The sequence below is a fragment of the Erwinia sp. V90_4 genome, from assembly GCF_029967685.1.
Lineage (GTDB): Bacteria > Pseudomonadota > Gammaproteobacteria > Enterobacterales > Enterobacteriaceae > Erwinia > Erwinia aphidicola.
In genome coordinates, this window is sequence record NZ_JASCAQ010000001.1 from 272727 (window position 1) to 293904 (window position 21178).

21 protein-coding genes and 1 riboswitch are annotated in these 21178 nt (G+C 58.7%); of the genes, 9 read left to right on the forward strand and 12 right to left on the reverse strand.

The genetic code is table 11. The features are described 5' to 3' along the window. Nucleotides 1-122: 122 nt before the first annotated feature. From QLG07_RS01285 to QLG07_RS01295, 3 genes are all read right to left on the reverse strand, one after another. Nucleotides 123-761: a TetR family transcriptional regulator gene (locus tag QLG07_RS01285; protein WP_133623922.1), complete on the reverse strand. Its 639-nt coding sequence runs from the start codon at nt 759-761 to the stop codon at nt 123-125. Nucleotides 762-842: 81 nt separating this feature from the next. Then, nucleotides 843-1607 (reverse strand): hypothetical protein, encoded by a 765-nt coding sequence (locus QLG07_RS01290; RefSeq protein ID WP_282468267.1) that lies wholly within the window; start codon nt 1605-1607, stop codon nt 843-845. Between the two features lie 76 nt (nt 1608-1683). After that, nucleotides 1684-2511: an AraC family transcriptional regulator gene (locus QLG07_RS01295; RefSeq protein WP_187498329.1), complete on the reverse strand. Its 828-nt coding sequence runs from the start codon at nt 2509-2511 to the stop codon at nt 1684-1686. Nucleotides 2512-2755: 244 nt separating this feature from the next. On the opposite strand from QLG07_RS01295, the gene QLG07_RS01300 reads away from it, so the two are divergent. The 6 genes from QLG07_RS01300 to QLG07_RS01325 all read left to right on the forward strand — a co-directional run bounded on the left by QLG07_RS01300 (nt 2756) and on the right by QLG07_RS01325 (nt 10334). After that, nucleotides 2756-4060: an alpha-glucosidase/alpha-galactosidase gene (locus tag QLG07_RS01300; RefSeq protein ID WP_133623920.1), complete on the forward strand. Its 1305-nt coding sequence runs from the start codon at nt 2756-2758 to the stop codon at nt 4058-4060. A gap of 62 nt (nt 4061-4122) precedes the next feature. Then, nucleotides 4123-5574 carry a melibiose:sodium transporter MelB gene (gene melB / locus QLG07_RS01305; RefSeq protein ID WP_099754756.1) on the forward strand — a complete coding sequence of 484 codons (1452 nt, stop codon included), beginning with the start codon at nt 4123-4125 and terminating at the stop codon, nt 5572-5574. A gap of 134 nt (nt 5575-5708) precedes the next feature. After that, on the forward strand, nt 5709-7223 hold the full coding sequence (locus QLG07_RS01310; RefSeq protein ID WP_282468268.1) for an ABC transporter substrate-binding protein: 1515 nt from the start codon (nt 5709-5711) through the stop codon (nt 7221-7223). Beyond that, nucleotides 7220-8155 carry an ABC transporter permease gene (locus tag QLG07_RS01315; protein WP_048915674.1) on the forward strand — a complete coding sequence of 312 codons (936 nt, stop codon included), beginning with the start codon at nt 7220-7222 and terminating at the stop codon, nt 8153-8155. Before QLG07_RS01310 ends, QLG07_RS01315 begins: the two co-directional genes overlap by 4 nt. Next, nucleotides 8152-8952: an ABC transporter permease subunit gene (locus tag QLG07_RS01320; protein ID WP_048915675.1), complete on the forward strand. Its 801-nt coding sequence runs from the start codon at nt 8152-8154 to the stop codon at nt 8950-8952. Before QLG07_RS01315 ends, QLG07_RS01320 begins: the two co-directional genes overlap by 4 nt. Continuing rightward, the gene (locus tag QLG07_RS01325; RefSeq protein ID WP_282468269.1) at nt 8949-10334 is read left to right on the forward strand and encodes an ATP-binding cassette domain-containing protein; all 1386 of its coding nucleotides are present in this window, start codon (nt 8949-8951) and stop codon (nt 10332-10334) included. The genes QLG07_RS01320 and QLG07_RS01325 overlap by 4 nt, the downstream gene beginning before the upstream one ends. Before the next feature lie 48 nt (nt 10335-10382). Here QLG07_RS01325 and QLG07_RS01330 read toward each other — a convergent pair whose 3' ends face one another. Beyond that, nucleotides 10383-11519 (reverse strand): ABC transporter substrate-binding protein, encoded by a 1137-nt coding sequence (locus QLG07_RS01330; protein ID WP_282468270.1) that lies wholly within the window; start codon nt 11517-11519, stop codon nt 10383-10385. Between the two features lie 302 nt (nt 11520-11821). Between QLG07_RS01330 and QLG07_RS01335 the strand changes: the two genes are divergently transcribed. Together QLG07_RS01335 and QLG07_RS01340 are read left to right on the forward strand one after the other, a co-directional pair. After that, nucleotides 11822-12184, forward strand: a complete 363-nt coding sequence (locus tag QLG07_RS01335) for a type II toxin-antitoxin system HigB family toxin (RefSeq protein ID WP_282468271.1) — start codon at nt 11822-11824, stop codon at nt 12182-12184. A gap of 3 nt (nt 12185-12187) precedes the next feature. Further along, nucleotides 12188-12658 (forward strand): helix-turn-helix domain-containing protein, encoded by a 471-nt coding sequence (locus QLG07_RS01340; RefSeq protein ID WP_282468272.1) that lies wholly within the window; start codon nt 12188-12190, stop codon nt 12656-12658. On the opposite strand, the gene QLG07_RS01345 is transcribed toward QLG07_RS01340, so the two are convergent. The 5 genes from QLG07_RS01345 to tenA all read right to left on the reverse strand — a co-directional run bounded on the left by QLG07_RS01345 (nt 12642) and on the right by tenA (nt 17050). Further along, nucleotides 12642-13856 carry an FAD-dependent oxidoreductase gene (locus tag QLG07_RS01345; RefSeq protein WP_282468273.1) on the reverse strand — a complete coding sequence of 405 codons (1215 nt, stop codon included), beginning with the start codon at nt 13854-13856 and terminating at the stop codon, nt 12642-12644. The genes QLG07_RS01340 and QLG07_RS01345 overlap by 17 nt on opposite strands. A 72-nt stretch (nt 13857-13928) precedes the next feature. Further along, nucleotides 13929-14858 (reverse strand): ABC transporter substrate-binding protein, encoded by a 930-nt coding sequence (locus QLG07_RS01350; RefSeq protein ID WP_282468274.1) that lies wholly within the window; start codon nt 14856-14858, stop codon nt 13929-13931. Nucleotides 14859-14880: 22 nt separating this feature from the next. Continuing rightward, on the reverse strand, nt 14881-15648 hold the full coding sequence (locus tag QLG07_RS01355) for an ABC transporter permease (RefSeq protein ID WP_191149305.1): 768 nt from the start codon (nt 15646-15648) through the stop codon (nt 14881-14883). Further along, nucleotides 15645-16373, reverse strand: a complete 729-nt coding sequence (locus QLG07_RS01360; protein WP_282468275.1) for an ABC transporter ATP-binding protein — start codon at nt 16371-16373, stop codon at nt 15645-15647. Before QLG07_RS01360 ends, QLG07_RS01355 begins: the two co-directional genes overlap by 4 nt. After that, on the reverse strand, nt 16370-17050 hold the full coding sequence (gene tenA / locus QLG07_RS01365) for a thiaminase II (RefSeq protein WP_048915688.1): 681 nt from the start codon (nt 17048-17050) through the stop codon (nt 16370-16372). The genes QLG07_RS01360 and tenA overlap by 4 nt, the downstream gene beginning before the upstream one ends. A gap of 76 nt (nt 17051-17126) precedes the next feature. Continuing rightward, nucleotides 17127-17229, reverse strand: a riboswitch (TPP riboswitch). 101 nt (nt 17230-17330) lie between these two features. Between tenA and QLG07_RS01370 the strand changes: the two genes are divergently transcribed. After that, on the forward strand, nt 17331-18356 hold the full coding sequence (locus tag QLG07_RS01370; RefSeq protein ID WP_191149307.1) for an LLM class flavin-dependent oxidoreductase: 1026 nt from the start codon (nt 17331-17333) through the stop codon (nt 18354-18356). Between the two features lie 100 nt (nt 18357-18456). On the opposite strand, the gene QLG07_RS01375 is transcribed toward QLG07_RS01370, so the two are convergent. From QLG07_RS01375 to yajD, 3 genes are all read right to left on the reverse strand, one after another. Further along, on the reverse strand, nt 18457-19488 hold the full coding sequence (locus tag QLG07_RS01375; protein ID WP_048915684.1) for a methionine synthase: 1032 nt from the start codon (nt 19486-19488) through the stop codon (nt 18457-18459). Between the two features lie 25 nt (nt 19489-19513). Further along, entirely contained in the window at nt 19514-20491 is a 978-nt protein-coding gene (locus QLG07_RS01380) for a DUF1852 domain-containing protein (protein ID WP_282468276.1), read from the reverse strand. A gap of 282 nt (nt 20492-20773) precedes the next feature. Next, nucleotides 20774-21121: an HNH nuclease YajD gene (gene yajD / locus QLG07_RS01385; RefSeq protein WP_048915689.1), complete on the reverse strand. Its 348-nt coding sequence runs from the start codon at nt 21119-21121 to the stop codon at nt 20774-20776. Nucleotides 21122-21178: the final 57 nt, after the last annotated feature.

Consider the following 21178-nt stretch of genomic DNA (forward strand, 5'->3'; position numbering starts at 1 on the left):
CAATCACGGTGTGGTGATAAAATGGCGAGGATACTTACTGAGATTAAGCGTAGACGAAAAGCCCCGTTATTGCTGCATAGCGGGGCGAAAAAATTGTACGTTAAGTTTATTGTTGTACAGATTTAGCTGGCGGGACGCAGGTAGCGCAGCGTGGCATCAACCACCAGCTTGCGGTTGCGGGTGAGGCTCTGCTCCTCACTTTCGTTACCGCCGAACAGGGTTTTAAACGTGTAGTGGTTGGCAACGTTGTGAAAGCTGATGCTGCTAATCAGGCGGTGAACGTCCACCGTGGTGACGTGCGGGTCAAACTCGCCGCTCTGCTTGCCGCGCTGCAGCACGCTGTCCAGTACCGCCAGCGCGCTCTGGTTCAGCGTAATGATGGTGGCCGACTGGCTAATATAGCGGCCGCGCATCAGGTTTTCGCTGCAGATTAAGCGCATAAAATCCGGGTGGCTGATGTGGTAGTCGAAGCTGGCTTCCGCCAGGCGCGCTATCGCCAGCGAGGGCGTCATCTCGGCCAGATTAAGCCCGGTTTCATGCTGGCGAATTTCCCGGTAGACATGGTGCAGGACATCAACGTACAGCTGCTCTTTATTGCTGAAGTGATACACCACCATGCGCTTGGTGGTTTGCGCGTTTTCGGCGATCTGCTCCATACGTGCCCCCTGCAGGCCAAATTCGGCAAAGGTGGCCAGCGCGCTGGCGAGGATACGTTTTTTTAACCCTTCAGGATCGTTCTTGCGTTTGGCGGGGGCTGGCATAACGGCTAAATATCCCTTTAATTTCAGTGGAAACCACCGCCAGATTAACGTCAGCGCGCGCGATTTACAAATCGCGCCGGGTTACATCGCAGAAAACCACGGGTGGGTGCGCTCAATCACGCTGGTCTGATGCTGCCTGATGCGTTTCGCCAGCTTGGCGCTGTCGGGCAGATCGTGGCCGCGCAGCACGGTTTCCGCCGTGGCGCCAAAGGTGATAATGCCGCGGGTGGCAATATCAGCCGCCGCGATATAATCGGTGAGCCGATCCGGATTATCGCGGCTGGCTGCCGCTTTTTCCCGACAGTTGGCCAGCAGTTCCTGCAGCACGCGGTAAAGTTCATGCGTCTCCCCCAGCAGCGCCACGCGGCCGCTGGATTTCTTCAACACCTGCTTCACGCGGGTAAACGCCAGCTGTGTATCCTGGGCGCTGAACAGGGCTTCCAGCGTTTGCTGCCAGCGCTGATAGGTGCGCAGGAACAGGGCGTTTTTCACCAGCGCCGGGCTGGCGTGCTGCCAGTCAAAGCGCTTACTCAGCTTTGCCACCTTGTGCTGAAGCTTGTCGAACTGGCCTTCATCGATCGGCTTTTCTGGCATTAGCGGCGTGAGCTGGTCAATGAACGCCTCAATCTCCGCCTGTGCGTCCGGCGACAGCTTGGGTAGCGTTTTGCGCTGCTGCAACAGCTTCAGCAGGGTGAGATCGTAAAAGGCGGCGCTCACCATTTCACCCGCCAGCAGCGCGCGGTTTACGGCGTGGATCACCTGTTCCGACTGCACGCTTGAGCGCTGTGCCAGTAGGGAGGCGTGCAGTTGACTATAAGCCGGAGAGGGGCTGAGCACTGTATTCATGGTGAGCCTCGCGCTGTCAGGTAGCCCGGCCGTTGCCGGAGAGTGCCACAGAGTATGGCAGATTATCACCCGCAGTTCAGTTTGCATGCGCATTGTCGCGGCGCCACTCGGTGGGCGAACAGTGAAAGTGCTGCTGGAACACTTTGGCAAACTGCATCTGGCTGGCATAACCCAATGAATAAGCGATGATTTTAATCGGCAGACTGCGGTCCATCAGCAGCGAGGTTGCCGCATTCATGCGCAGTAGCAGCAGATACTGTTTCGGACCATAGCCAAACTGTTGCTGAAACAGGCGGCTGAGATAGCTGCGGTCAATATTACAGTAATCAGCTACCGCGCCAATGGTGAAGTGATGATGGTGGTGGCGCTCAATAAACTGTATGGCGTTATCCAGATGACGGTTGCCGCTGCTGACCTCTTCGCTGGCCGTAATACGTGCATTGGCGATGAGCGCATCGAGAAACAGACAGGTCATCCCGGCAATACGCAGCGAGTGTACCGGATCGAGCGCCACCAGCTGCTGCAAATACTGCCCCTCCACGCTGGGAAAACGTGTCTCTTTCGGCCGCCAGAGCGGCATGTCCCGCCGTAATCCGCATTTCTCCAGGCTGCGTTGGGCGATCAACCCGTCAAGCTCAATCCACATATACTCCCACGGCTGCTTTTTGTCGGCGGTGTAGGTAGTGATTTCATGCGGATGAATCAGAAACGCTTCTCCTTTTCCGACCGGCCAGCTCTGTTCGCCGCTGTATAACGTGCCGCTGCCTGCTATCACATAATGTAAAAGGTAGTGCTGGCGTACCGCCGGGCCATAGCTGTGCTGACGTGCGCAGACTTCGTGACCGTACTGATAGATATTCAGGCCGAACTGGGCGATATCATCGGGGTGGATATCTTTTTGCATCTTTTTTTCTCATTGAATTTCAGCTGAGTACAGCATGTTTCCGTTCTCATCGTTTCGCCGCGTATCAGTTATTGTGACCACCTGTCTGTTTTACCTGGCCGTATAACGCTAATTAGCGAGCCAGATCACAGTTCAATTTCGCGGTCATTTTTCACCATATCAATGTCAAAAAATGACATATCAAGCTTTGCCGTACCTGCCTAAAGTGGGTTCACTTCACCTCACAACTGACAGGAATACAGCAATGAAAATTACGTTTCTCGGTGCGGGCAGTACGGTGTTTGCCAAGAATGTGCTTGGCGATATTCTGGCGACCCCGGCGCTACAGCAGGTTGATATTGCGCTGTACGACATTGATGCCGGGCGACTGGAGGATTCGTGGCAGATGCTGAATAACCTCAACGCCAATCTCTGCCAGGGGAAAGCGCGCATTGAAAAATTTGTCGGTGCTGAGCAACGGCGCCGGGCGCTGGACGGGGCGCGCTATGTAATCAATGCCATTCAGGTGGGCGGCTACGATCCTTGTACCATCACTGATTTTGAAGTAGCGAAGAAATATGGGCTGCGCCAGACCATCGCCGATACGCTGGGCATTGGCGGCATTTTCCGCGCGCTGCGCACCATTCCGGTGATGCTGGAGTTTGCCCGTGAAATGGAGGAGGTGTGCCCTGACGCCTGGCTGTTCAACTACACCAACCCGATGGCATCGCTGACGGGTGCAATGCTGCAACATACCGGCATTAAGACCGTCGGGCTGTGCCACAGCGTGCAGGTCTGTGCGGAGACGCTGCTGAAGTCGGTGGATATCAGCACCGAGGGGGTACAGTGGCAAATTGCCGGGATCAACCATATGGCCTGGCTGCTGAATATTACCCGCGATGGCGAAGACCTCTACCCGGAAATTAAGCGCCGCGCCGCCGCGCTCACCCACAAGCACGACGATATGGTGCGCCATGAAATTATGCGGGTGTTCGGCTATTACGTTACCGAATCCTCCGAGCACAATGCGGAATATATGCCGTACTGGATCAAGCGTCATTACCCCGAACTGATCGAACGTTTTAACATTCCTCTCGACGAATACCCACGCCGCTGCATTGAGCAGATCGACCGCTGGCATCAGCAGCGCGACAGGCTGACGCAAAATGAAAATCTCAGCCACGCGCGCAGCCATGAATATGCCTCATGGATGATTGAAGCGATGGAAACCAACGCGCCGTATAAAATCGGTGGCAACGTGATGAACCACGGGCTAATTACTAACCTGCCGCGTGAAGCCTGCGTGGAGGTGCCTTGCCTGGTGGACGGGCAAGGGATTACTCCGTGCTACATCGGCGACCTGCCGCCGCAGCTGGCGGCGCTAAACCGCACCAACATCAACACCCAGCTGTTAACCATTGAAGCGGCGATTAGCGGCAAAAAAGAGCATATCTATCACGCCGCGCTGCTTGACCCGCACACCTCTGCCGAGCTGTCGATTGATGACACGGTGCGCCTGTGCGACGAGCTGATCGCCGCCCATGGCGCCTGGCTGCCAGCCTACCGTTAATCGCCGGAGCGGCCCGGTAAGGGGGCTGCTCTTAACTGCACTATTGATACGGGCCGCAAACGATGAGTGTTTCGCTTAAAACCAAAGTCAGTTACGGACTGGGTGCCTTCGGAAAAGACTTTGCCATCGGCATTATCTATATGTACCTGATGTACTACTACACCGACGTGGTGGGTGTCTCGGTCAGCATGGTGGCTTCGCTGTTTCTGGTGGCGCGCATCCTCGATGCTTTTTTTGACCCGGTAATGGGCTGGATTGTCGAGCGCACCCGCACGCGCTGGGGCAAGTTCAAACCGTGGATTTTGATTGGTACGCTGAGTAACTCGGTGGTGCTGGTATCGGTATTCTGCGCGCACCATTTTGAGGGCGGGGCGCTGATTGCCTGGATTTGGGCCACCTATCTGCTGTGGGGCTTTACTTACACCCTGATGGACGTACCGTTCTGGTCGCTGGTGCCCTGCATTACCCTCGACAAGCGCGAGCGCGAGGCGCTGATCCCGTGGCCGCGCTTTTTTGCCAGCCTCGCCGGGTACACCACCGGGGTGATTGGCCTGCCGCTGGTGAACTATCTGGGGAACGGCAATAAAGGTGAGGGGTTTATGCTGTTCTCGCTGATCCTCGTGGTGTTCTTTATCCTCTCGGCCATCATTACGCTGCGCAATATCGAAGAGAAATACTCCTCCTCGGCGCTGCCAAATGCGCCGGAGCAGACCACCATCAAAGCGGTGCTTGGCATGATTTTCCGCAACCGCCCGCTGTTTGCCCTGCTGCTGATGGCGCTGGCGTGGAATCTCGCGCACAACATCATCACCGCGTTTGCCATCTATTACTTTACCTATGTGGTGGGCAAGGCCGAGCTGTTCCCGTGGTACATGATGTACGCCGGGATAGCTAACCTGATCACCATTCTCTGCTTCCCGAAGCTGGTGGCACGCTTCTCACGGCGGGCTATCTGGATCAGCGCCTCAGTGCTGCCGGTAATCAGCTGCGTGCTGCTGCTGTTTGTCGGGCTGTACGCGCCGCAGAGCGCCACGCTGATCTCGCTATCGGGGATCCTGGTGAATATTGGCAGTGGCTTCTTCTGGGTGATGCTGGTGATCATGGTGGCGGACACCGTGGATTATGGCGATTACGCGCTCGGCGTGCGCATTGAGAGTATCGCCTTCTCGGTGCAGACCATGGTGGTGAAAGCCGGGGCGGCCTTTGCCGGGCTGCTGATTGGCGTGATGCTGGGCCTGGTGGGCTATGTGCCCGGCGTGCAGCAGTCCGCCAGCACCATTATGGGCATGCAGGGGATTATGGTTGGCCTGCCGCTGCTGTTCTTCGTTCTCACCCTGTGGATCTACCTGCGTCACTACAAGCTGGACGGTGAGATCCTTCATCAGATGCAGCGCGCGCTGCAGCTGAAATATCATCCTCAAGCGGGGGAGAGGAGCAAGGTCGCGCCGATGCCGCTGCCGGAAAGCGAACCGCAGTTCAGCGTACGTCAGGCCGCCGACCCGCGCGGCTCCTGAAGCGGTATCCGCATTAAATAAGCGGAAATGTAAGCGCTGATTGCTAATTGTAATGTTATAAGGTAACAGTTATCATCCGCAGCGCGGGCGTAAGCCTGCGCTGTTCCATTTTCTGGATAAAGGACTGATACCTGATGCGCATTTCTGTTTTCTCCCCGCTGCTGGCGCTAATGCTGAGTGCCGCCGCCATCGCCGCACCTGAGCGCGTGGCCTCGCTGGTCGCACCGTTCGAAATCAAAGGCACTGACCCGACGCTCTCCGGCGATATCTTCTTAAAAATGTCGATTGTTGAAACCCTGGTCAATGCTGACTCTGCCGGGCAGCCACTGCCCGGCCTGGCAACCCGCTGGACGGTTGCCGACGATGGCCTGCTGTGGCGCTTTACCCTACGGCCGGGGGTGAAGTTTCACGACGGCAGCCCGCTGACCGCCGCCAGCGTGGTGAATGCGCTGGAGGTGGCGCGCAGCAAGCCGGGCCTGCTGGATAAAGCGCCGATTACGGCGATCCGCGCCGAGGGCGAGCAGGTCGTGATTGCCCTGAGCCAGCCATTTACCCCGCTGCTGAGCATGCTGGCGGAAAACCGCGCGCAGATCCTCGCGCCGGCTTCCTATGATGCACAGCACAAAGTGGTGCAGGTGATTGGCAGCGGGCCGTACCGCCTGACCTCTCTGCAGGCGCCGCAGAAACTCAGCGTGGCGCGCTTTAGCGGCTACTGGGGGGCGCAGCCTGCCATTGCGGAAGCCAGCTATATGGCGGTGGGGCGGGCAGAAACGCGCGCGCTGCTGGCGGAGAGCGGCAGTGCCGATATGGTGCTGAATCTCGATCCGGCCAGCCGCAGCCGCCTGAAAAACAGTGCCAAAATTCAGCTGCTGGCGGTGTCGATCCCCCGCAGCGTGCTGCTGAAGGTGAATGCCGGCAACCCGCTGCTGAGCGAGGTGCGCGTGCGGCAGGCGCTGAGCCTCGCCATTGACCGTGCCGCTATTGCCCGTGCCATTCTGCGCTACCCGGCCGCCGCCGGGCAGCTGTTCCCGCCGTCTGTCACGCAGTGGCACAACGCCAGCCTGACGCCGCTGGCGAGCGATCCCGCGCGGGCCCAGGCGCTGTTGCGCGAGCTGGGCTGGCAGCCGGGAGCCGATGGCGTGCTGCAGCGCGACGGCAAACCGTTCATGCTGACGCTCACTACCTATCCCGACCGCCCGGAGCTGCCGCTGATTGCCGCCGCGATTCAGCAGCAGCTGCGAGAAATCGGTGTACAGGTGGCGGTCAACGCCACCAACTCCGGGGAGATCGCGGCGAAACACCATGACGGCTCGCTGGAACTGGCGCTGGTGGCGCGTAACTTTGCGCTGACCCCCGATCCGCTCGGCACGCTGCTGCAGGACTACCCGCCGCAGGGCGGCGACTGGGGCGCGATGAACTGGAGCAACGCCACCTTTAATCAGACGCTGGCCGATCTGGTACAGGGCCGCGACCCGGCACAGGCTGCGGCCGAACGCCAGCAGCTGACGCGCATTCTGCACAGCGAGCTGCCGACCATTCCGGTGGCGTGGTATCAGCAGACCGCCGCGGTCTCCACCCGCCTGAGCGGCGCGGCGCTGGATCCGTTCGAGCGCAGCTTCGGGCTGGAGAAAATGAGGTGGGCTGAATGATGCGTATGCTGGGCTATCGCCTGTTACAGGCCGGCTTTGTTGCCCTGCTGGTGGGCGGCCTGACGTTTGTGCTGATGCGCTCGCTGCCGGGTGATATGGCTTACCGCATCGCCGCGGGGCGCTACGGCTACGACCGCGTTGATGCCGCCGCTGCCCGTGCGGTGCAGCAGGAGCTGGGGCTGGATCGACCTGCCTGGCAGGCACTGGCTGACTGGTTTATCCAGCTGCTGCATTTTAATCCCGGTAATTCGCTGGTCTCCGGCGAGCCGGTGATGGCCGAGATTGGTCATCAGCTGGGGCAGACCCTGCTGCTGGCGGCCGTGGCGCTGGTGATGTCGCTGCTGCTCGGGCCACCGCTTGGAATCTTTGCCGCACTCAATCCGGGGGGCAGGCTGGATCGTCTGCTGCTGGCGCTCTCCACCGTCCTGCGCGCGCTGCCGCACTTCGTGCTGGGGCTGATTCTGGTGCTGATTTTTGCCCTGACGCTCGGGCTGCTGCCCGCTGCCGGATACGGTGACGTGCAGCATGTGCTGCTGCCCGCTTTAACGCTGGCGCTTGGGCTGGCGGCGGTGTCGAGCCGCGTGGCGCGCAACGCCATGCGTCAGGTCGCTGGCTCGGCCTGGTACAGCTTTGGCCGCACCAAAGGGTTGAAAGAGGGCACGCTGTTCTGGCGTCACGGCCTGCGTAACGTCAGCGTGCCGCTGGTGACTTATCTCAGCGTGCAGTTTATCTATCTGATTGAGGGCGTGATTGTGGTGGAAACCCTGTTTGCCTGGCCGGGAATAGGTCATGCGCTGGTGCATGCCATTTTTGCCCGCGATGTGCCAATGATCCAGGGCAGCGCGCTGGTGATGGGGCTGCTGTTTGTCCTGCTTAACGCGGCCAGCGACGCGCTGTGCTGGTGGCTCGACCCACGGAGGAAAACCGCATGATGAAGCTGTTACGCCGCACTTCGGGCGCACAGCGCACCGGGGCCGGACTGCTGGCACTGCTGCTTATCTTCGCCTTTGTGCTGCCGCTGCTCTGGCCGCAGGACCCGCTACGCCAGAAGCTGACGCTGGCCCTGCAGTGGCCGACTTTTGACGCACCGCTCGGATATGACCATCTGGGCCGTTCGCTGTTTGCCCGCCTGACGGCGGCGATCCGCCTGTCGCTCGGGCTGGCGCTGGTGAGCGTGCTGAGTGCGATGCTCCCCGGCGTGCTGCTGGGAGTGCTGGCCGCCTGGCGCGGCGGCATCGTCGAGCGCAGCGTGTCGCTGCTGGCCGATGCCTTTCTGGCGCTACCGGGGCTGCTGCTGGTGCTGCTGCTGACGGCCGTGGTGCCGGACTCCGCGGTGATGCTGTACGTCGGCATTTCGCTGCTGCTGTGGGTGGAGTATTTCCGCATCAGCCGCGCCATTGCCCGCCCGCTGCTGAGTTCTCCGGCGGTACAGGCCTCCCGCCTGCTGGGTTTTGGCCCCTGGCTGATTTTCCGTCGTCACCTGTGGCCGGAGATGGCCCCGGTGGTGCTGACCGTCGCCGCTTTTGGCGCGGCCAGCGCGGTGATGGCTATTGCCGCGCTGGGTTTTGTCAGCGTCGGCGTGCGTCCTCCCACGCCTGAACTCGGGCTGATGATGACCGAACTGTTGCCATATTACCAGGAAGCCCCCTATGCGCTGCTGCAGCCGGTAATGGTGGTGTTCCTGCTGGTGTTAAGCCTGCTGCTGCTGGCAGGGAAGGAGAAAGCATGATGCTGATGGAAGTTAAACAGGCCGCGGTCAGCGGCGGCGATCTCGCCGTGCTGCCTGTCTCGTTCAGCCTGGCCGCCGGGCGGCCGTTCACGCTGCTGGGGGAGACCGGGTCGGGCAAGAGCCTGCTGGCGCAGGCGGTGACCGGCCTGCTGCCGCGCGAGTTAACCGCCAGCGGAACGCTGCATTTTGAGGGTCAGCAGCTGCCGCTCGCCAGCCGCCCGGCGCGCGCGCTGTGGGGGCATACGCTCGGCATTCTGCCGCAGGAGCCGTGGCTGGCGCTCGACCCAACAATGCGCGCCGGAGAGCAGGTGGCGGAGAGCTATCGCCTGGTGCGCGCCATGAGCAAAACACGGGCGCGCCAGGCGGCACAGGCGGATTTGGCGGCGCTAGGAGTGGCGCATGCGGCCGACCGCCTGCCGCAGGCGCTGTCCGGCGGGATGGCCCAGCGGGTAGCCTTTGCCGCTGCCCGTGCCGGGGGCGCAAAGATTATCGTCGCCGATGAGCCGACCAAAGGGCTCGACGTGGCGCGGCGCGATGAGGTGATTGCGCTGCTGCTGGCGGAGGTTAACGCGGGCGGCGCCCTGTTGACGGTGACGCACGATATCGAACTGGCGCGGCAAATCGGTGGCGACGTGGCGGTGATGCTTAAAGGCGAGATCGTCGAGCGCGGCAGCGCACACCAGGTGCTGAGCGCGCCACAGCACCCTTATACGCAGGCACTGCTGGCAGCGGACCCGTCACGCTGGGCGCCACGCCAGGGCGCTGAGCATCTGGGCAAAGTGGTGCTGGAGGCGCGCAATCTCAGCAAAAGCCGCGCCGGGCGTCAGCTGTTCAGCGGCCAGTCGCTGTGCATCCACGCCGGAGAGGTTATCGGCATCACCGGGCCCAGCGGCTGCGGCAAAAGCAGCTTCGGCGATATCCTGCTTGGCCTGCTGAGCGCCGACAGTGGAGAGGTGCTGCGCGATGCCACGCTGGCTGCGGTGAAGTATCAGAAAATCTTTCAGGATCCGCCATCCGCTTTTGCGCCACGCGTGACGCTGCGCCAGGCGCTGATGGATGTGGTGAAACTCCACGGGCTGGATGAAGGGCGGATTGCGCCGCTGATGCAGCGGCTAAAGCTGCGCCCGGCGCTGCTGCACCGCTATCCCGGGGAGATCTCAGGCGGGGAGCTGCAGCGTTTTGCCCTGCTGCGCGCGCTGCTGCCTGAACCGGTATTTTTGTTCGCCGATGAGCCGACTTCACGCCTCGATCTGCTCACCCAGCAGCAGACCATTGAACTGCTGGTGGAGGTCGCAACGGAACAGAACTGCGCGCTGCTGGTGGTCAGCCACGACGAGGCGCTGATTGAGCATATCAGCCACCGCCGCATACGGCTGGGGTAGAGAGGAGGTCACCATCAAAAGGGCCAGGTATTTACCTGGCCCGTCCGTTTACTGCTCAGGGTGATATTCGAGATTGATCGGCTCATCGGGCAGTTTGGTGAAGTTGCGGATTATGGTGTGATAATCCGCCGTGGGATTGACGTCCTTAAACTGCTGCGGATAGAAGTCCTTCGCCAGCATTTCCATGCCGATAATATTGTACGGATGGTTGTAGAAGTGGTGATAGACCGCCGCGACCTTGCCCGCTTTCACCGCCGGAATATCCTTCACGCCGGTGCGATTGCGCAGGTGGTCAAAGCTGGCTTTGATCTCGCTGACGTTGGTGTTGTAGCCCAGTGGGATCACCGCGTTACCTTTGCCGCCGCGCTTTGAGCCGCTCATCACGTAGTAATCGGGGTTCATGCTGATCACCTTCTCAACGGCTACCGTGCCGCTGGTGCCGGGCAGCAGCTCAGAACCGATGTTTTTCGCGCCGGTTGCCTCAATCAGGCCGCCCCAGCCGTTGTGACCGTGAGTAAAGCAGCAGGACTCGCCGCCGCCGCCCACGCCAGCGATGGGCTCAACGAACACGGTCGGCTTAGGGGTGACATCTTTCACCGCGGCCTGCATGGTGCTCAGCTTGTGCTGATACCAGTCGGTATAGGCTTTGGCGTTGGCTTCCTTGTTCAGCACCTGGCCGAGCAGGGTGACGCTGGCGGCAGTGTGCTCAACCGGGTGCAGTTCATCATCCACGAACAGCACCGGGATGTTCAGGGCGCTGAGCTGGGCCAGCACGCCGGTCTGCTTCAGGGCGGGTTTGGCGCGCAGCTGGGCAATCATCAGGTCCGGCTGCTTAGCGATCACCGTTTCAAGATTCACTTCGCCCTGGTCAGAGAAGCCCATGTCGAGGATCTCCTGCGCCTGCGGCCACTTTTGCTTCAGCATACTCCAGCTGCCGGTATCCTGCTTTTTCATCAGGTTGTTCCACGCCACCACGCGCTGGAACGGATTATCACGGTCCAGCAGCGCCAGGCTGAGGATCTCACGGCCATCCTGCAAAATGACCCGCTTTGGCTCCTGCTTAATTACCACTTTCTGCCCGTCCATATCGGTGACGGTCAGCGGGTAAGTCGTAGCAAAAGCCAGCGAGGGCAGGGTGCAGAGTAGCAGGGCAGGTACAGCGCCTATCGTGGAGCGGATTTTCATGGTGATACGGTCCCGTATGAAATGAGATGATAATCGTTATCATTTTTATTCAGCACATCTTAAACCAAAGTTCAAGGCGTTTCGAGGCATCAACAATATTCTGTTACCGGGTTTCACAATTGGTTTCTGAGTTGCGTGCCGCTTTCCAAAATCGCCCCAACAATCTGATTTTAAAATCCAGCTCAATTACCCTTATCCGCATCTCAGGCAATCAGGCCTGGAACGTGGGTTTAGCAACGCGTGCTTAACGAAATTTCAGGGATTGTGAATATCGCAATTTGCGATAATATCAGGAGGCAGCAATGAGAGTGATCACGGCACGAGCCATAGTTGAGGCGATGAAAAAGCATGGGCAGTGGAAGGCAGGTCTGAAGCTCTGGCTGGATGTGTTCAACACCCCTTCCTTACGCTTCGAGTCTTTACTTCAGCTGCGCGCGACCTGGCTCGAGGTATCTGGCTGGAATCTTGATTGCATACCTTATGCAAGACTAAAGGCAGATAGCCGCAAGGGACCGCTGGATATCTGCGTATTCGATATCCACAAAAATCAGTGCCGGGTTCTGGCGTGGCTGAACCCGAAAACAGGGACGCTGTATATTAAACAGGTCTGTTCTCACGCCGATTACGATAAGTGGTGGCGCGACCAGACCCGCTCAAAGAGGTAAATCATGAGAACAATGACGTTAAACGCCAGCCAGCTTGATGGCCTGATCGCCAGCCTGCCGCTGCTGCTGCAAACCGCTGCCGCACAGCTGGAGCCGCTGTCGGTACTCGTACGCGCCTGCACGCTGCCGGTTGAGAACGAAGCGGATTTACAGGGGCGGATGGCGCTGATTGATGTACTGTACTCGCACGCCAGTGACGTAGAGCACTTTGCCGCTCAGTGCGCCGAACGGGTCAGCGACCGGGTGTATGAGTATGAGATGAAGCAGCTGCAGGTTCCCAATGTTACGCCCGGCGAAGCGCTCTCAATGCTGATGAAAGCACGCAAAATCCGCCAGGCTGACCTGCGCCAGATTGCCACGCAGAGCGTTATTTCAGAGGTGATCCACGGCAAACGATCTCTCACCGTTGAGCAGATTAAAGCACTGGCAAGATTCTTCCGCGTGCCGCTGGAAACCTTTATGGGGCAGCCCTGAAGCGGCGCGGTTTTTCACGGCGGAACCCCAGCCCGATGATCCAGCCAAACACGTAGGGCAGAAACGGGTAGCGTTTAATGATGCGCGGCAGCGGACTGGTTTGCCCCGCCGGGCGCTGCTTGCCGCTCATTTTTATCTGGATAAACTGCGTGGCGCTGGTTGGGAACTGACGGCGTTTTTGCACCTTATTGAGCTGGCGCAGGCTGACGCTGCCTTTCAGCAGGCTGGCGGTAAGCAGCCTGGCGCTGGCGACCGCGTCCTGAATCGCCAGGTTGACGCCGACCCCACCGATTGGCGACATCGCATGGGCGGCGTCGCCGATGCACAGCAGGCCCGGTTTGGCCCAGCTGTCCAGCCGGTCAATGCGAATGTCGAGCAGCCTGAACTGCTGCCAGTCGGTCAGATCGGACATTCGCGTGATGGGGAAGGGCGCGACGTCGGCAATCTGCTGCTTAAACGGCTCCAGACCGTTCTCCCGGATGGCAGCAAATTGCCCTTTGGTAATCGAGTAGCCGCACTGCCAGAAGCTGCCGCGATCGAGCATGATAAAGTTCTGTCGCGGCCCCTTGTGGCCGGTATTCCACTCCGGATCGTCCTCACGTTTATCAAGCTGGAACCACAGCACGTCGCGCGGTGAGCCGAACGATCGTCCGCTCAGGCCAGCCTGCTGCCGCACCGCAGAGTGCCGCCCGTCACAGCCCACCACCAGCTGCGCGCGAATTTCCAGCTTGCCGTCAGGTCCGCTGGCCGTGACGCCGCGCACGACGCCGTCCTCAGTGATTAATTCCTCAAGGGCAGTCGACTGGCGCAGCTGGAAGCCGGGCAGGGCAGAAGCTTTGCCGGCAAGAAAATTCAGAAAGTCCCACTGCGGCATAAACGCCATAAAACGGCACTTCACCGGCAGGCGGGTGAAATTCGCCAGCGTGACCTCTTCGCCGCCCAGCTCCGCCTGCAGGCGCGGCACGCGCTGGTGCGGCAGGCTCAGCAGCTCGTCCAGCAGGCCAAGGTGGTGCATGATTTGCAGCGTGGAGGGGTGGATAGTGTCACCGCGAAAATCACGCAAAAAATCCGCGTGCTTCTCAATCACTACCACCTGCACACCGGCACGCGCCAGCAGATAGCCGAGCATCAACCCGGCCGGGCCGCCGCCGACGATGCAGCAGTCGGTGGTTAATCGTTCAGGTGCCAAAGAGTGCATGAAAACCTCGCGCCAAAAAAACAGATGATAATAATTATCATTATCTGACCGTTTGCGCCAGCGCGGGAGGAATTAATGCACCTCGACCGCGTACTTTTCCACCGGGGTGATCTTCTTGATGAGCTGGTTATCAAACAGGAACTGCTCGTAGGCCTGATAGCGCTGGTCGTCGAGCTGCGCCGGATTTTTGGCAAACAGCGGCAGCGTTTTCTGCCATGCAACGTGGTTCAGCTCGGTGTTCAGTTCGGGATGCGCTTTGGCAAACGCCTGCCAGCTCTCTTCCGGATGCGCCAGCAGATAGTCGGTGCCTTTCTGCAGCGCGGCGAGGAATTTCTTCACCTTCGGCGCATTCACCGCGTCGCGATTGGCAACAATCACCAGCTCGTCATAGGCCGGAACGCCATAATCCTCAACGTTAAACACCACCGGATTTTTCCCCTGTAGCCTCAGCTCCTGCGCTTCAATATTGCGGTAGCCGCCAATCACCGCATCCACCTGGCCTGCCAGCAGCGCGCTGGTCAGCTGGAAGTTGACATTAATCAGCTTAATGTCCTGCGGATTAACGTTTTCATGCTTTAGCATAGTACCGAGCGTTGCCTGCTCTATGCCGCTGACCGAGTAGCCGATCTTCTTGCCTTTCAGCCCGGCGGGCGAGGTGATGTTTTCATCCAGGGTCATCACCGTGTTCAGCGGTGAGTCGATCAGCGTGCCGACGCGCACCAGCGGCAGGCCTTCATCGGCAAAGAAGTGTAATTGCGGCTGATAGGTGATGGCGAGATCGGCCTGTTTAGCCGCCACCAGGCGCGGCGGCAGTGACGGATCCGAAGGCGGGACGATCTTCACGTCCAGCCCCTCCGCTTTAAATGCGCCAATCTGTTCGGCCACCATAATCGGCGCGTGATCGGGGTTAATGTACCAGTCGAGGATCAGCGTCAGCTTTTCAGTAGCCTGGGCGCTGCACGCGGCGCCCAGCAGCAGTGCGCAGAGGGTTTTTTTGAACATGGTTATGACCTTTTATAGTGTGTTAGTGGTTTTCAGGTGCCCAGTTAATCAGGCGCTGCAGCAGCGCATCGACCGCCAGCCACAGCAGAACCGTCATCAGGACCAGGATAAACAGCGCGGCAAAGCACTGAGCGGTCTGCATGCGGGCATTGGCATTCAGCATCACGTAGCCCAGTCCTTCGGCGGAACCGACCCACTCACCGATAATGGCACCGATAGGGGCTACCGCCGCGGCCATGCGCAGGCCGGAAGCGAACGCGGGCAGCGCGGCCATCAGGCGGATGTGGCGCAGCTGTGCCCAGCGTGAAGCGCCCATGGTGCGGGCCAGGTCGAGCCAGTCACGGTTAACGCGCCGCAGCCCGTCATAAAATGCAGAGGTGACCGGGAAGAAGATCACCAGTACCGCCATCGCCACCTTGGCGCTGATGCCGAAGCCGAACCACAGCACCAGCAGCGGAGCAAGCGCAAAGACCGGGATTGCCTGGCTGGTCAGCACCAGCGGCATCATCCAGCGCTGTAAACGCGGCGAGAAGGTCATCGCCAGCGCCAGCAGTGAACCGAGTAGTACGCCGATCGCCAGCCCGCTGAGCACCTCCGACGCGGTGATCAGGCTGTGCCAGGCCAGAAACGCCCGGTCGTTCCACAGCGCGCTTGCCACCGCAACCGGCGACGGCAGCAGAAAGGCAGGGATGTCCGTCAGCGTCGCCAGCCACCACAGCAGCATCAGCCCGGCGAAGATCGTCAGCCCGCGCAGGCTGCGGGCGCGTTTTCCTGCGCTGCGCGCCCTCATACCACCGCCCTCAGCAGCTGTTGCAGCAGCTCACCCTGGCTTTTCAGCAGATTGGGATCGTCCGGCGCGCGCGGTGGCTGCCCGCCGATAGCGTGGCCGTCATCAATTCCCGCCGGGAAGCCGGAGAGGACAAGCAGCTGGTGGCTGAGGCGACAGGCTTCCATCGGATCGTGAGTGATCAGCAGCACGGTATGGTCGCTGAGCAGGTCGGCGGCCAGCGTCTGGATCCTGGCACGCGTCAGGGTGTCCAGCGCTGAAAACGGTTCATCCATCAGCACTACCGGGCGCCGCTCGTACAGCGTGCGGGCAATCGCCGCGCGCTGGCGCATGCCGCCGGAGAGCGCAGCCGGACGCTCGGTTGCCTGCTCAGCCAGCCCGACCCGCTCCAGCAGATGCTGCGCCCAGGGCAGGTCGGCTTTTTCGCCGCGCAGGCGCGCGCCGAGCGTGATGTTGTCTATCACCGACAGCCACGGAAGCAGCAGATCCTTCTGGCCCATATACGCAATGCGCCCCGCCAGCGGCAGGCCATCGCTGCCGCACACCTGGCCCGCATCGGCGGTAGCCAGACCGGCGATGATCTTCAGCAGGCTGGTTTTGCCACAGCCGCTGGCGCCCAGCAGCGCCGCAAAGCTGCCGCCTTTGATGTCAAAATTGAGGTGTTGAAAGATAGTGCGCCGGCCAAAACTCAGGCTGAGGTCGCGCACGGCAATACCAGGGGGCATCATGGTGCGGGCACCGCATTCAGCCCCATCTGCCAGAAGGCCGCTTCCAGCCGGGTGGCGGTGGTGAAGATCTCGCTGAGGCTGGCGATGCGGCTCTCTGCTGCGCGCTGCTGACCCACCGTTTCCAGCAGCCCAATCGCCGCCTGCACGCCGCGAAGATAATCGGCATCGCCGTAGTTACGGATCCACGAGGCATACGGGCTGCCGTCGAGCCGGGTTTGCGGGTCGTTGAGCAGGCGCAGGCCGATTTCGGCATAGCCCGCCACGCACGGTAGCAGAGCGGCCAGCAGCTCCAGCGCATCGCCGGAGTGGCCGATATCCAGCACGTAGCGGGTGTAGTTCATGGTCTCCGCCGCTTCCGGCTCGGCTGCCATCTGTGCTTCACTCAGCCCCCAGCTTGCGCAGTAGCCAACGTGCAGCGGCAGTTCATTGACGATAGCGTTGAGTGAGGCGGTGGCGGCGCGCATTTCCGGCAGGGTACGCAGCTTGGAGACCAGCAGGGCATAGGCGCGGGCGAAGTGGATCAGGAACAGATAGTCCTGGGTCAGGTAGCGGCGAAACGCACTGTCTGGCAGGGTGCCATCGGCCAGCTGCTGCAAAAAAGGGTGCCCGACGTAGTGCTGCCATTCAAGGCCCGCCTGCTGGCGTAAACGGCCGTACAAACCCTGGCTGAAATCGATGTGGGAAACGGGATGAGACACGGGACCTCCATAAATTCAGTGGAGATCCGGGCACGCAGAGGTATGAACAGGCATATGATCGATGCCAACCCGTCCCTTCGCTGGCATGACCCAGATCAGGTTCAAAGGGTTCGGCTTACGCCATCTCAGCCCATTACAGGACACCCCTCGGAGCAGCCTGTTATACGATATTTCATTTTTGATTACAATCCTTGCTTAGTCAGGTACGGCGAGTTAGGAATAGTATTATCCCCACGCAATTTCCACTCAGGAAAACCCTATGAAAAGTATTGGATTTCTGTCGTTTGGTCACTGGACACCTTCGCCGCAGTCCGGCACGCGTTCTGCTGCCGACGCGCTGTTACAATCCATCGATCTGGCGGTAGCTGCCGAAGAGCTTGGCGCAGACGGCGCTTACTTTCGCGTGCATCACTTCGCCCGCCAGCTCAGCTCTCCGTTCCCGCTGCTGGCCGCCGTTGGCGCGAAAACCCGTCGTATTGAGATCGGCACTGGCGTCATCGATATGCGCTATGAGAACCCGCTGTACATGGCTGAAGATGCCGGTTCCGCCGATCTGATCTCCGGCGGGCGCCTGCAGCTCGGCATCAGCCGCGGTTCGCCGGAGCAGGTGATCGACGGCTGGCGCTACTTTGGCTATCAGCCCGCCGAAGGTGAGAACGAGTCGGATATGGCGCGCCATCACACCGAGGTGCTGCTCGACGTGCTGCGCGGCGAAGGCTTCGCTAAACCGAACCCGCAACCGATGTTCCCTAATCCCCCCGGCATGCTGCGCGTGGAGCCTTACTCGGAGGGGCTGCGCGAGCGCATCTGGTGGGGCGCAGGCTCCAATGCCACAGCGGTGTGGGCAGCGAAGCTGGGAATGAATCTGCAAAGCTCAACGCTGAAGGATGATGAAACCGGTGAGCCGTTCCATATTCAACAGGCGAAGCAGATCCGCGCCTACCGTGAAGCCTGGAAAGCGGCTGGGCATACCCGTACGCCGCGGGTTTCCGTTAGCCGCAGTATTTTTGCGCTGGTAAACCAGCAGGACCGCATGTATTTCGGCAACAGCGGTAAGGAAGCGGATCAGGTCGGCTACCTCGACGAGAAAACCCGCGCCATCTTTGGCCGCAGCTACGCCGCCGAGCCGGATGTGCTGATTAAACAGCTGGCAGAAGATGAAGCCATCGCTGAAGCCGACACGCTGCTGCTGACCGTTCCGAATCAGCTGGGCGTGGATTACTGCGCGCACACCATCGAGGCGATACTGAAGCACGTTGCTCCAGGGCTGGGCTGGCGGGAGTAAGCGTTAAAAAAGCCCGCCTGGGGAAACAGGCGGGCTCAGGCGGAGGCTGAAATTGTGCAAGCGGTGCCTGCACAATTGTCGGTTATGACATACGGCAGCGTTATTTAGCCAGTAGCTCTTTACGGATGATCTCGGCACCCGCGCTCAAGGCATCGAGCTTGCCTCTTGCCACGCCACGCGGCAGCGGAATCATGCCGCAGTTGGTGCAAGGGTAAAGCTTGTCAGCGTCAACAAACTGCAGCGCTTTGCGCAGCGTCGCGGCGACCTCTTCAGGGGTTTCAATGTTATTGGTTGCCACATCAATGGCACCGACCATCACTTTCTTACCGCGGATCAGCTCCAGCAGCTCCATAGGAACATGCGAGTTCTGACATTCGAGTGAGATAATGTCGATATTCGATTTTTGCAGCTTCGGGAAAATCTCTTCGTACTGGCGCCACTCGGAGCCCAGCGTCTTTTTCCAGTCGGTATTCGCTTTGATGCCGTAGCCGTAGCAAATATGCACAGCCGTTTCGCACTTCAGCCCTTCGATGGCCCTTTCCAGAGTGGCGATACCCCAGTCATTCACCTCATCAAAGAAGACGTTAAACGCTGGCTCATCGAACTGGATAATATCCACACCCACCGCTTCCAGCTCTTTCGCTTCTTCATTCAGGATCTTAGCGAATTCCCACGCCAGTTTTTCACGGCTTTTATAGTGATTATCATACAGGGTATCGATCATCGTCATCGGACCCGGCAGGGCCCACTTAATTGGCTTGTCAGTCTGCTGACGCAGGAACTTAGCATCCTCGACAAAGACCGACTTTTTGCGGCTTACCGGACCCACGACGGTCGGCACGCTGGCGTCGTAACGATCGCGAATCTTAACGATTTCACGCTGCGCGAAATCCACGCCTTCGAGATGCTCAATAAAGGTGGTGACGAAATGTTGGCGTGTCTGTTCGCCATCGCTGACAATATCAATGCCCGCCTGCTGCTGGTCTTCCAGGCAGAGACGCAGAGCGTCTTTCTTGCCGTCAATCAGTTCCTGATCCTGCAATTTCCACGGCGACCATAAAACTTCAGGCTGTGCCAGCCAGGAGGGTTTAGGTAAGCTGCCAGCAGAGGAAGTGGGTAATAACTTTTTCATAATAGGTGACCTTGTAATTTCTGAATCAAAGAACGGTATCTGCAGACCATTGCTTAAGAACATTCTGGTAAGGCTTGATGAATTTCTCTTCAGTCAATTTGCCCTGCTCAACGGCCAGCTGGCTGCGTTCTTCGCGATCGTAAACAATTTTAGTTAATGCATAATCCTGACTGTTCAGGCTTGGCTGATACTCTTGTCCCGCGACTGAATTCGCGTTGTAAATTTCAGGACGGTAAATTCTCTGGAACGTTTCCATCGTACTGATGGTGCTGATCAGCTCAAGATCCGTATAGTCGTTAATTAAGTCACCGGAGAAATAGAAGGCCAGAGGCGCGACCGCATTTGGCGGCATAAAGTAGCGCGCCTCTAAACCCATTTTCTTGAAGTAGTGATCGGTCATGGACAGCGCATTCTGCCGATATTCAACGCCCAGTACCGGATGCTGATAGTCGGTGCGGTGATAGGTATTTTTGCTGGACACGCTCAGGCAGATAACCGGCTGCTTCTTGAAGTTTTCTTTGTAGGTGTTTGAGTTAACGAAAGATTTAAACAGATTCCCGTGCAGCGCACCAAAATTATCCGGCGTGCTGAAGCTGGACCGGTTTTTGTTATGCTCTAACAGCACCACGCTGAAGTCATAATCACGCACGTAAGAAGAGAAGTTATTGCCGACAATCCCCTCAATGCGCTGATTGTTTTTACGATCGACGATATGGGTTTTCAATATTTCAATCACCGGGAAGGGAACGCCTTTGCCTTCCACATCCATCTCAACAGAGACGATCTCAAGCTCCACGGCGTAACGATCGCCGTTGGGATTATCCTCGCGCGCCAGGCTATTAAAACGATCGTCAATCATCGTCAGGGCATTACGCAAGTTTTCCTGACGCATCTCACCGCGCGCTAAATTAGCGAAGTTGGTGGTAATACGAGTATTCTCAGAGGGGTTATAATTCTCATCGAAAGTGAGGCTTTTAAGCGTAAATTTTAATTTATTATTCATGGCGATGAAGTATCCTGATTTCTGATATAAAACCTGAATTATTTATTCAGTGCTTTCAAATTTTCTTTTCTGGTTTTATTATTCAGATGGTCTAAATAAAATAGCAGTAGGTACTTTATGCCAGAGTCACTGATTGAGGAAAAGTGATTTAATTTCATTGCTGCATGAGCCATCTTCATGATCGCACCAAGGGCAGGAGGGTCATGAGGTAACTGCATGAATTTATTGTTATTATGATAAAATCTGGCACAGGATCTGCGCCAGAAGCGGGTATCGCAGCGATTACTTCTTTTTATCCAGCCGCGACTTTAAATCGGCAAACGGATTATAGGTGGCTGCGCCTACATCATTCTGCGCATCTTCCCCGGCGACCACGCGGGTGCCGTACTGGTCGGCTTCCGTATATTTCTCATGTTCGTGGTCGTGGCAATAGAGGCACAGTAACTCCCAGTTACTGCCGTCTTCCGGATTATTGGTATGATCGTGGTCGATATGGTGAACCGTTAACTCACGCAGGTTTGAATACACAAACTCGCGCGCGCAGCGTCCACAAACCCAGGGATAGATTTTCAGGGCTTTTTCACGATAGCCGGGTTCCAGCCGCGCATAGTTTTTGGGGATCAGAGCCATTGCCGAGGTTACCTGCATAAAAAGGTGAATAATGAGAGTGCGGCTAATATATCCCAC

What these genes read in the sequence shown, in the direction of transcription:
- QLG07_RS01320 (WP_048915675.1), top strand. Translation starts at nt 8,152, where the DNA reads ATGATGAAGCTGTTACGCCGCACTTCGGGCGCACAGCGCACCGGGGCC.
- QLG07_RS01375 (WP_048915684.1), bottom strand. Translation starts at nt 19,488, where the DNA reads ATGAAAAAGTTATTACCCACTTCCTCTGCTGGCAGCTTACCTAAACCC.
- QLG07_RS01350 (WP_282468274.1), bottom strand. Translation starts at nt 14,858, where the DNA reads ATGTTCAAAAAAACCCTCTGCGCACTGCTGCTGGGCGCCGCGTGCAGC.
- QLG07_RS01285 (WP_133623922.1), bottom strand. Translation starts at nt 761, where the DNA reads ATGCCAGCCCCCGCCAAACGCAAGAACGATCCTGAAGGGTTAAAAAAA.
- QLG07_RS01325 (WP_282468269.1), top strand. Translation starts at nt 8,949, where the DNA reads ATGATGCTGATGGAAGTTAAACAGGCCGCGGTCAGCGGCGGCGATCTC.
- QLG07_RS01360 (WP_282468275.1), bottom strand. Translation starts at nt 16,373, where the DNA reads ATGATGCCCCCTGGTATTGCCGTGCGCGACCTCAGCCTGAGTTTTGGC.
- QLG07_RS01340 (WP_282468272.1), top strand. Translation starts at nt 12,188, where the DNA reads ATGAGAACAATGACGTTAAACGCCAGCCAGCTTGATGGCCTGATCGCC.
- QLG07_RS01290 (WP_282468267.1), bottom strand. Translation starts at nt 1,607, where the DNA reads ATGAATACAGTGCTCAGCCCCTCTCCGGCTTATAGTCAACTGCACGCC.
- QLG07_RS01295 (WP_187498329.1), bottom strand. Translation starts at nt 2,511, where the DNA reads ATGCAAAAAGATATCCACCCCGATGATATCGCCCAGTTCGGCCTGAAT.
- melB (WP_099754756.1), top strand. Translation starts at nt 4,123, where the DNA reads ATGAGTGTTTCGCTTAAAACCAAAGTCAGTTACGGACTGGGTGCCTTC.
- QLG07_RS01345 (WP_282468273.1), bottom strand. Translation starts at nt 13,856, where the DNA reads ATGCACTCTTTGGCACCTGAACGATTAACCACCGACTGCTGCATCGTC.
- QLG07_RS01370 (WP_191149307.1), top strand. Translation starts at nt 17,331, where the DNA reads ATGAAAAGTATTGGATTTCTGTCGTTTGGTCACTGGACACCTTCGCCG.
- yajD (WP_048915689.1), bottom strand. Translation starts at nt 21,121, where the DNA reads ATGGCTCTGATCCCCAAAAACTATGCGCGGCTGGAACCCGGCTATCGT.
- QLG07_RS01315 (WP_048915674.1), top strand. Translation starts at nt 7,220, where the DNA reads ATGATGCGTATGCTGGGCTATCGCCTGTTACAGGCCGGCTTTGTTGCC.
- QLG07_RS01355 (WP_191149305.1), bottom strand. Translation starts at nt 15,648, where the DNA reads ATGAGGGCGCGCAGCGCAGGAAAACGCGCCCGCAGCCTGCGCGGGCTG.
- QLG07_RS01335 (WP_282468271.1), top strand. Translation starts at nt 11,822, where the DNA reads ATGAGAGTGATCACGGCACGAGCCATAGTTGAGGCGATGAAAAAGCAT.
- QLG07_RS01380 (WP_282468276.1), bottom strand. Translation starts at nt 20,491, where the DNA reads ATGAATAATAAATTAAAATTTACGCTTAAAAGCCTCACTTTCGATGAG.
- QLG07_RS01310 (WP_282468268.1), top strand. Translation starts at nt 5,709, where the DNA reads ATGCGCATTTCTGTTTTCTCCCCGCTGCTGGCGCTAATGCTGAGTGCC.
- QLG07_RS01300 (WP_133623920.1), top strand. Translation starts at nt 2,756, where the DNA reads ATGAAAATTACGTTTCTCGGTGCGGGCAGTACGGTGTTTGCCAAGAAT.
- QLG07_RS01330 (WP_282468270.1), bottom strand. Translation starts at nt 11,519, where the DNA reads ATGAAAATCCGCTCCACGATAGGCGCTGTACCTGCCCTGCTACTCTGC.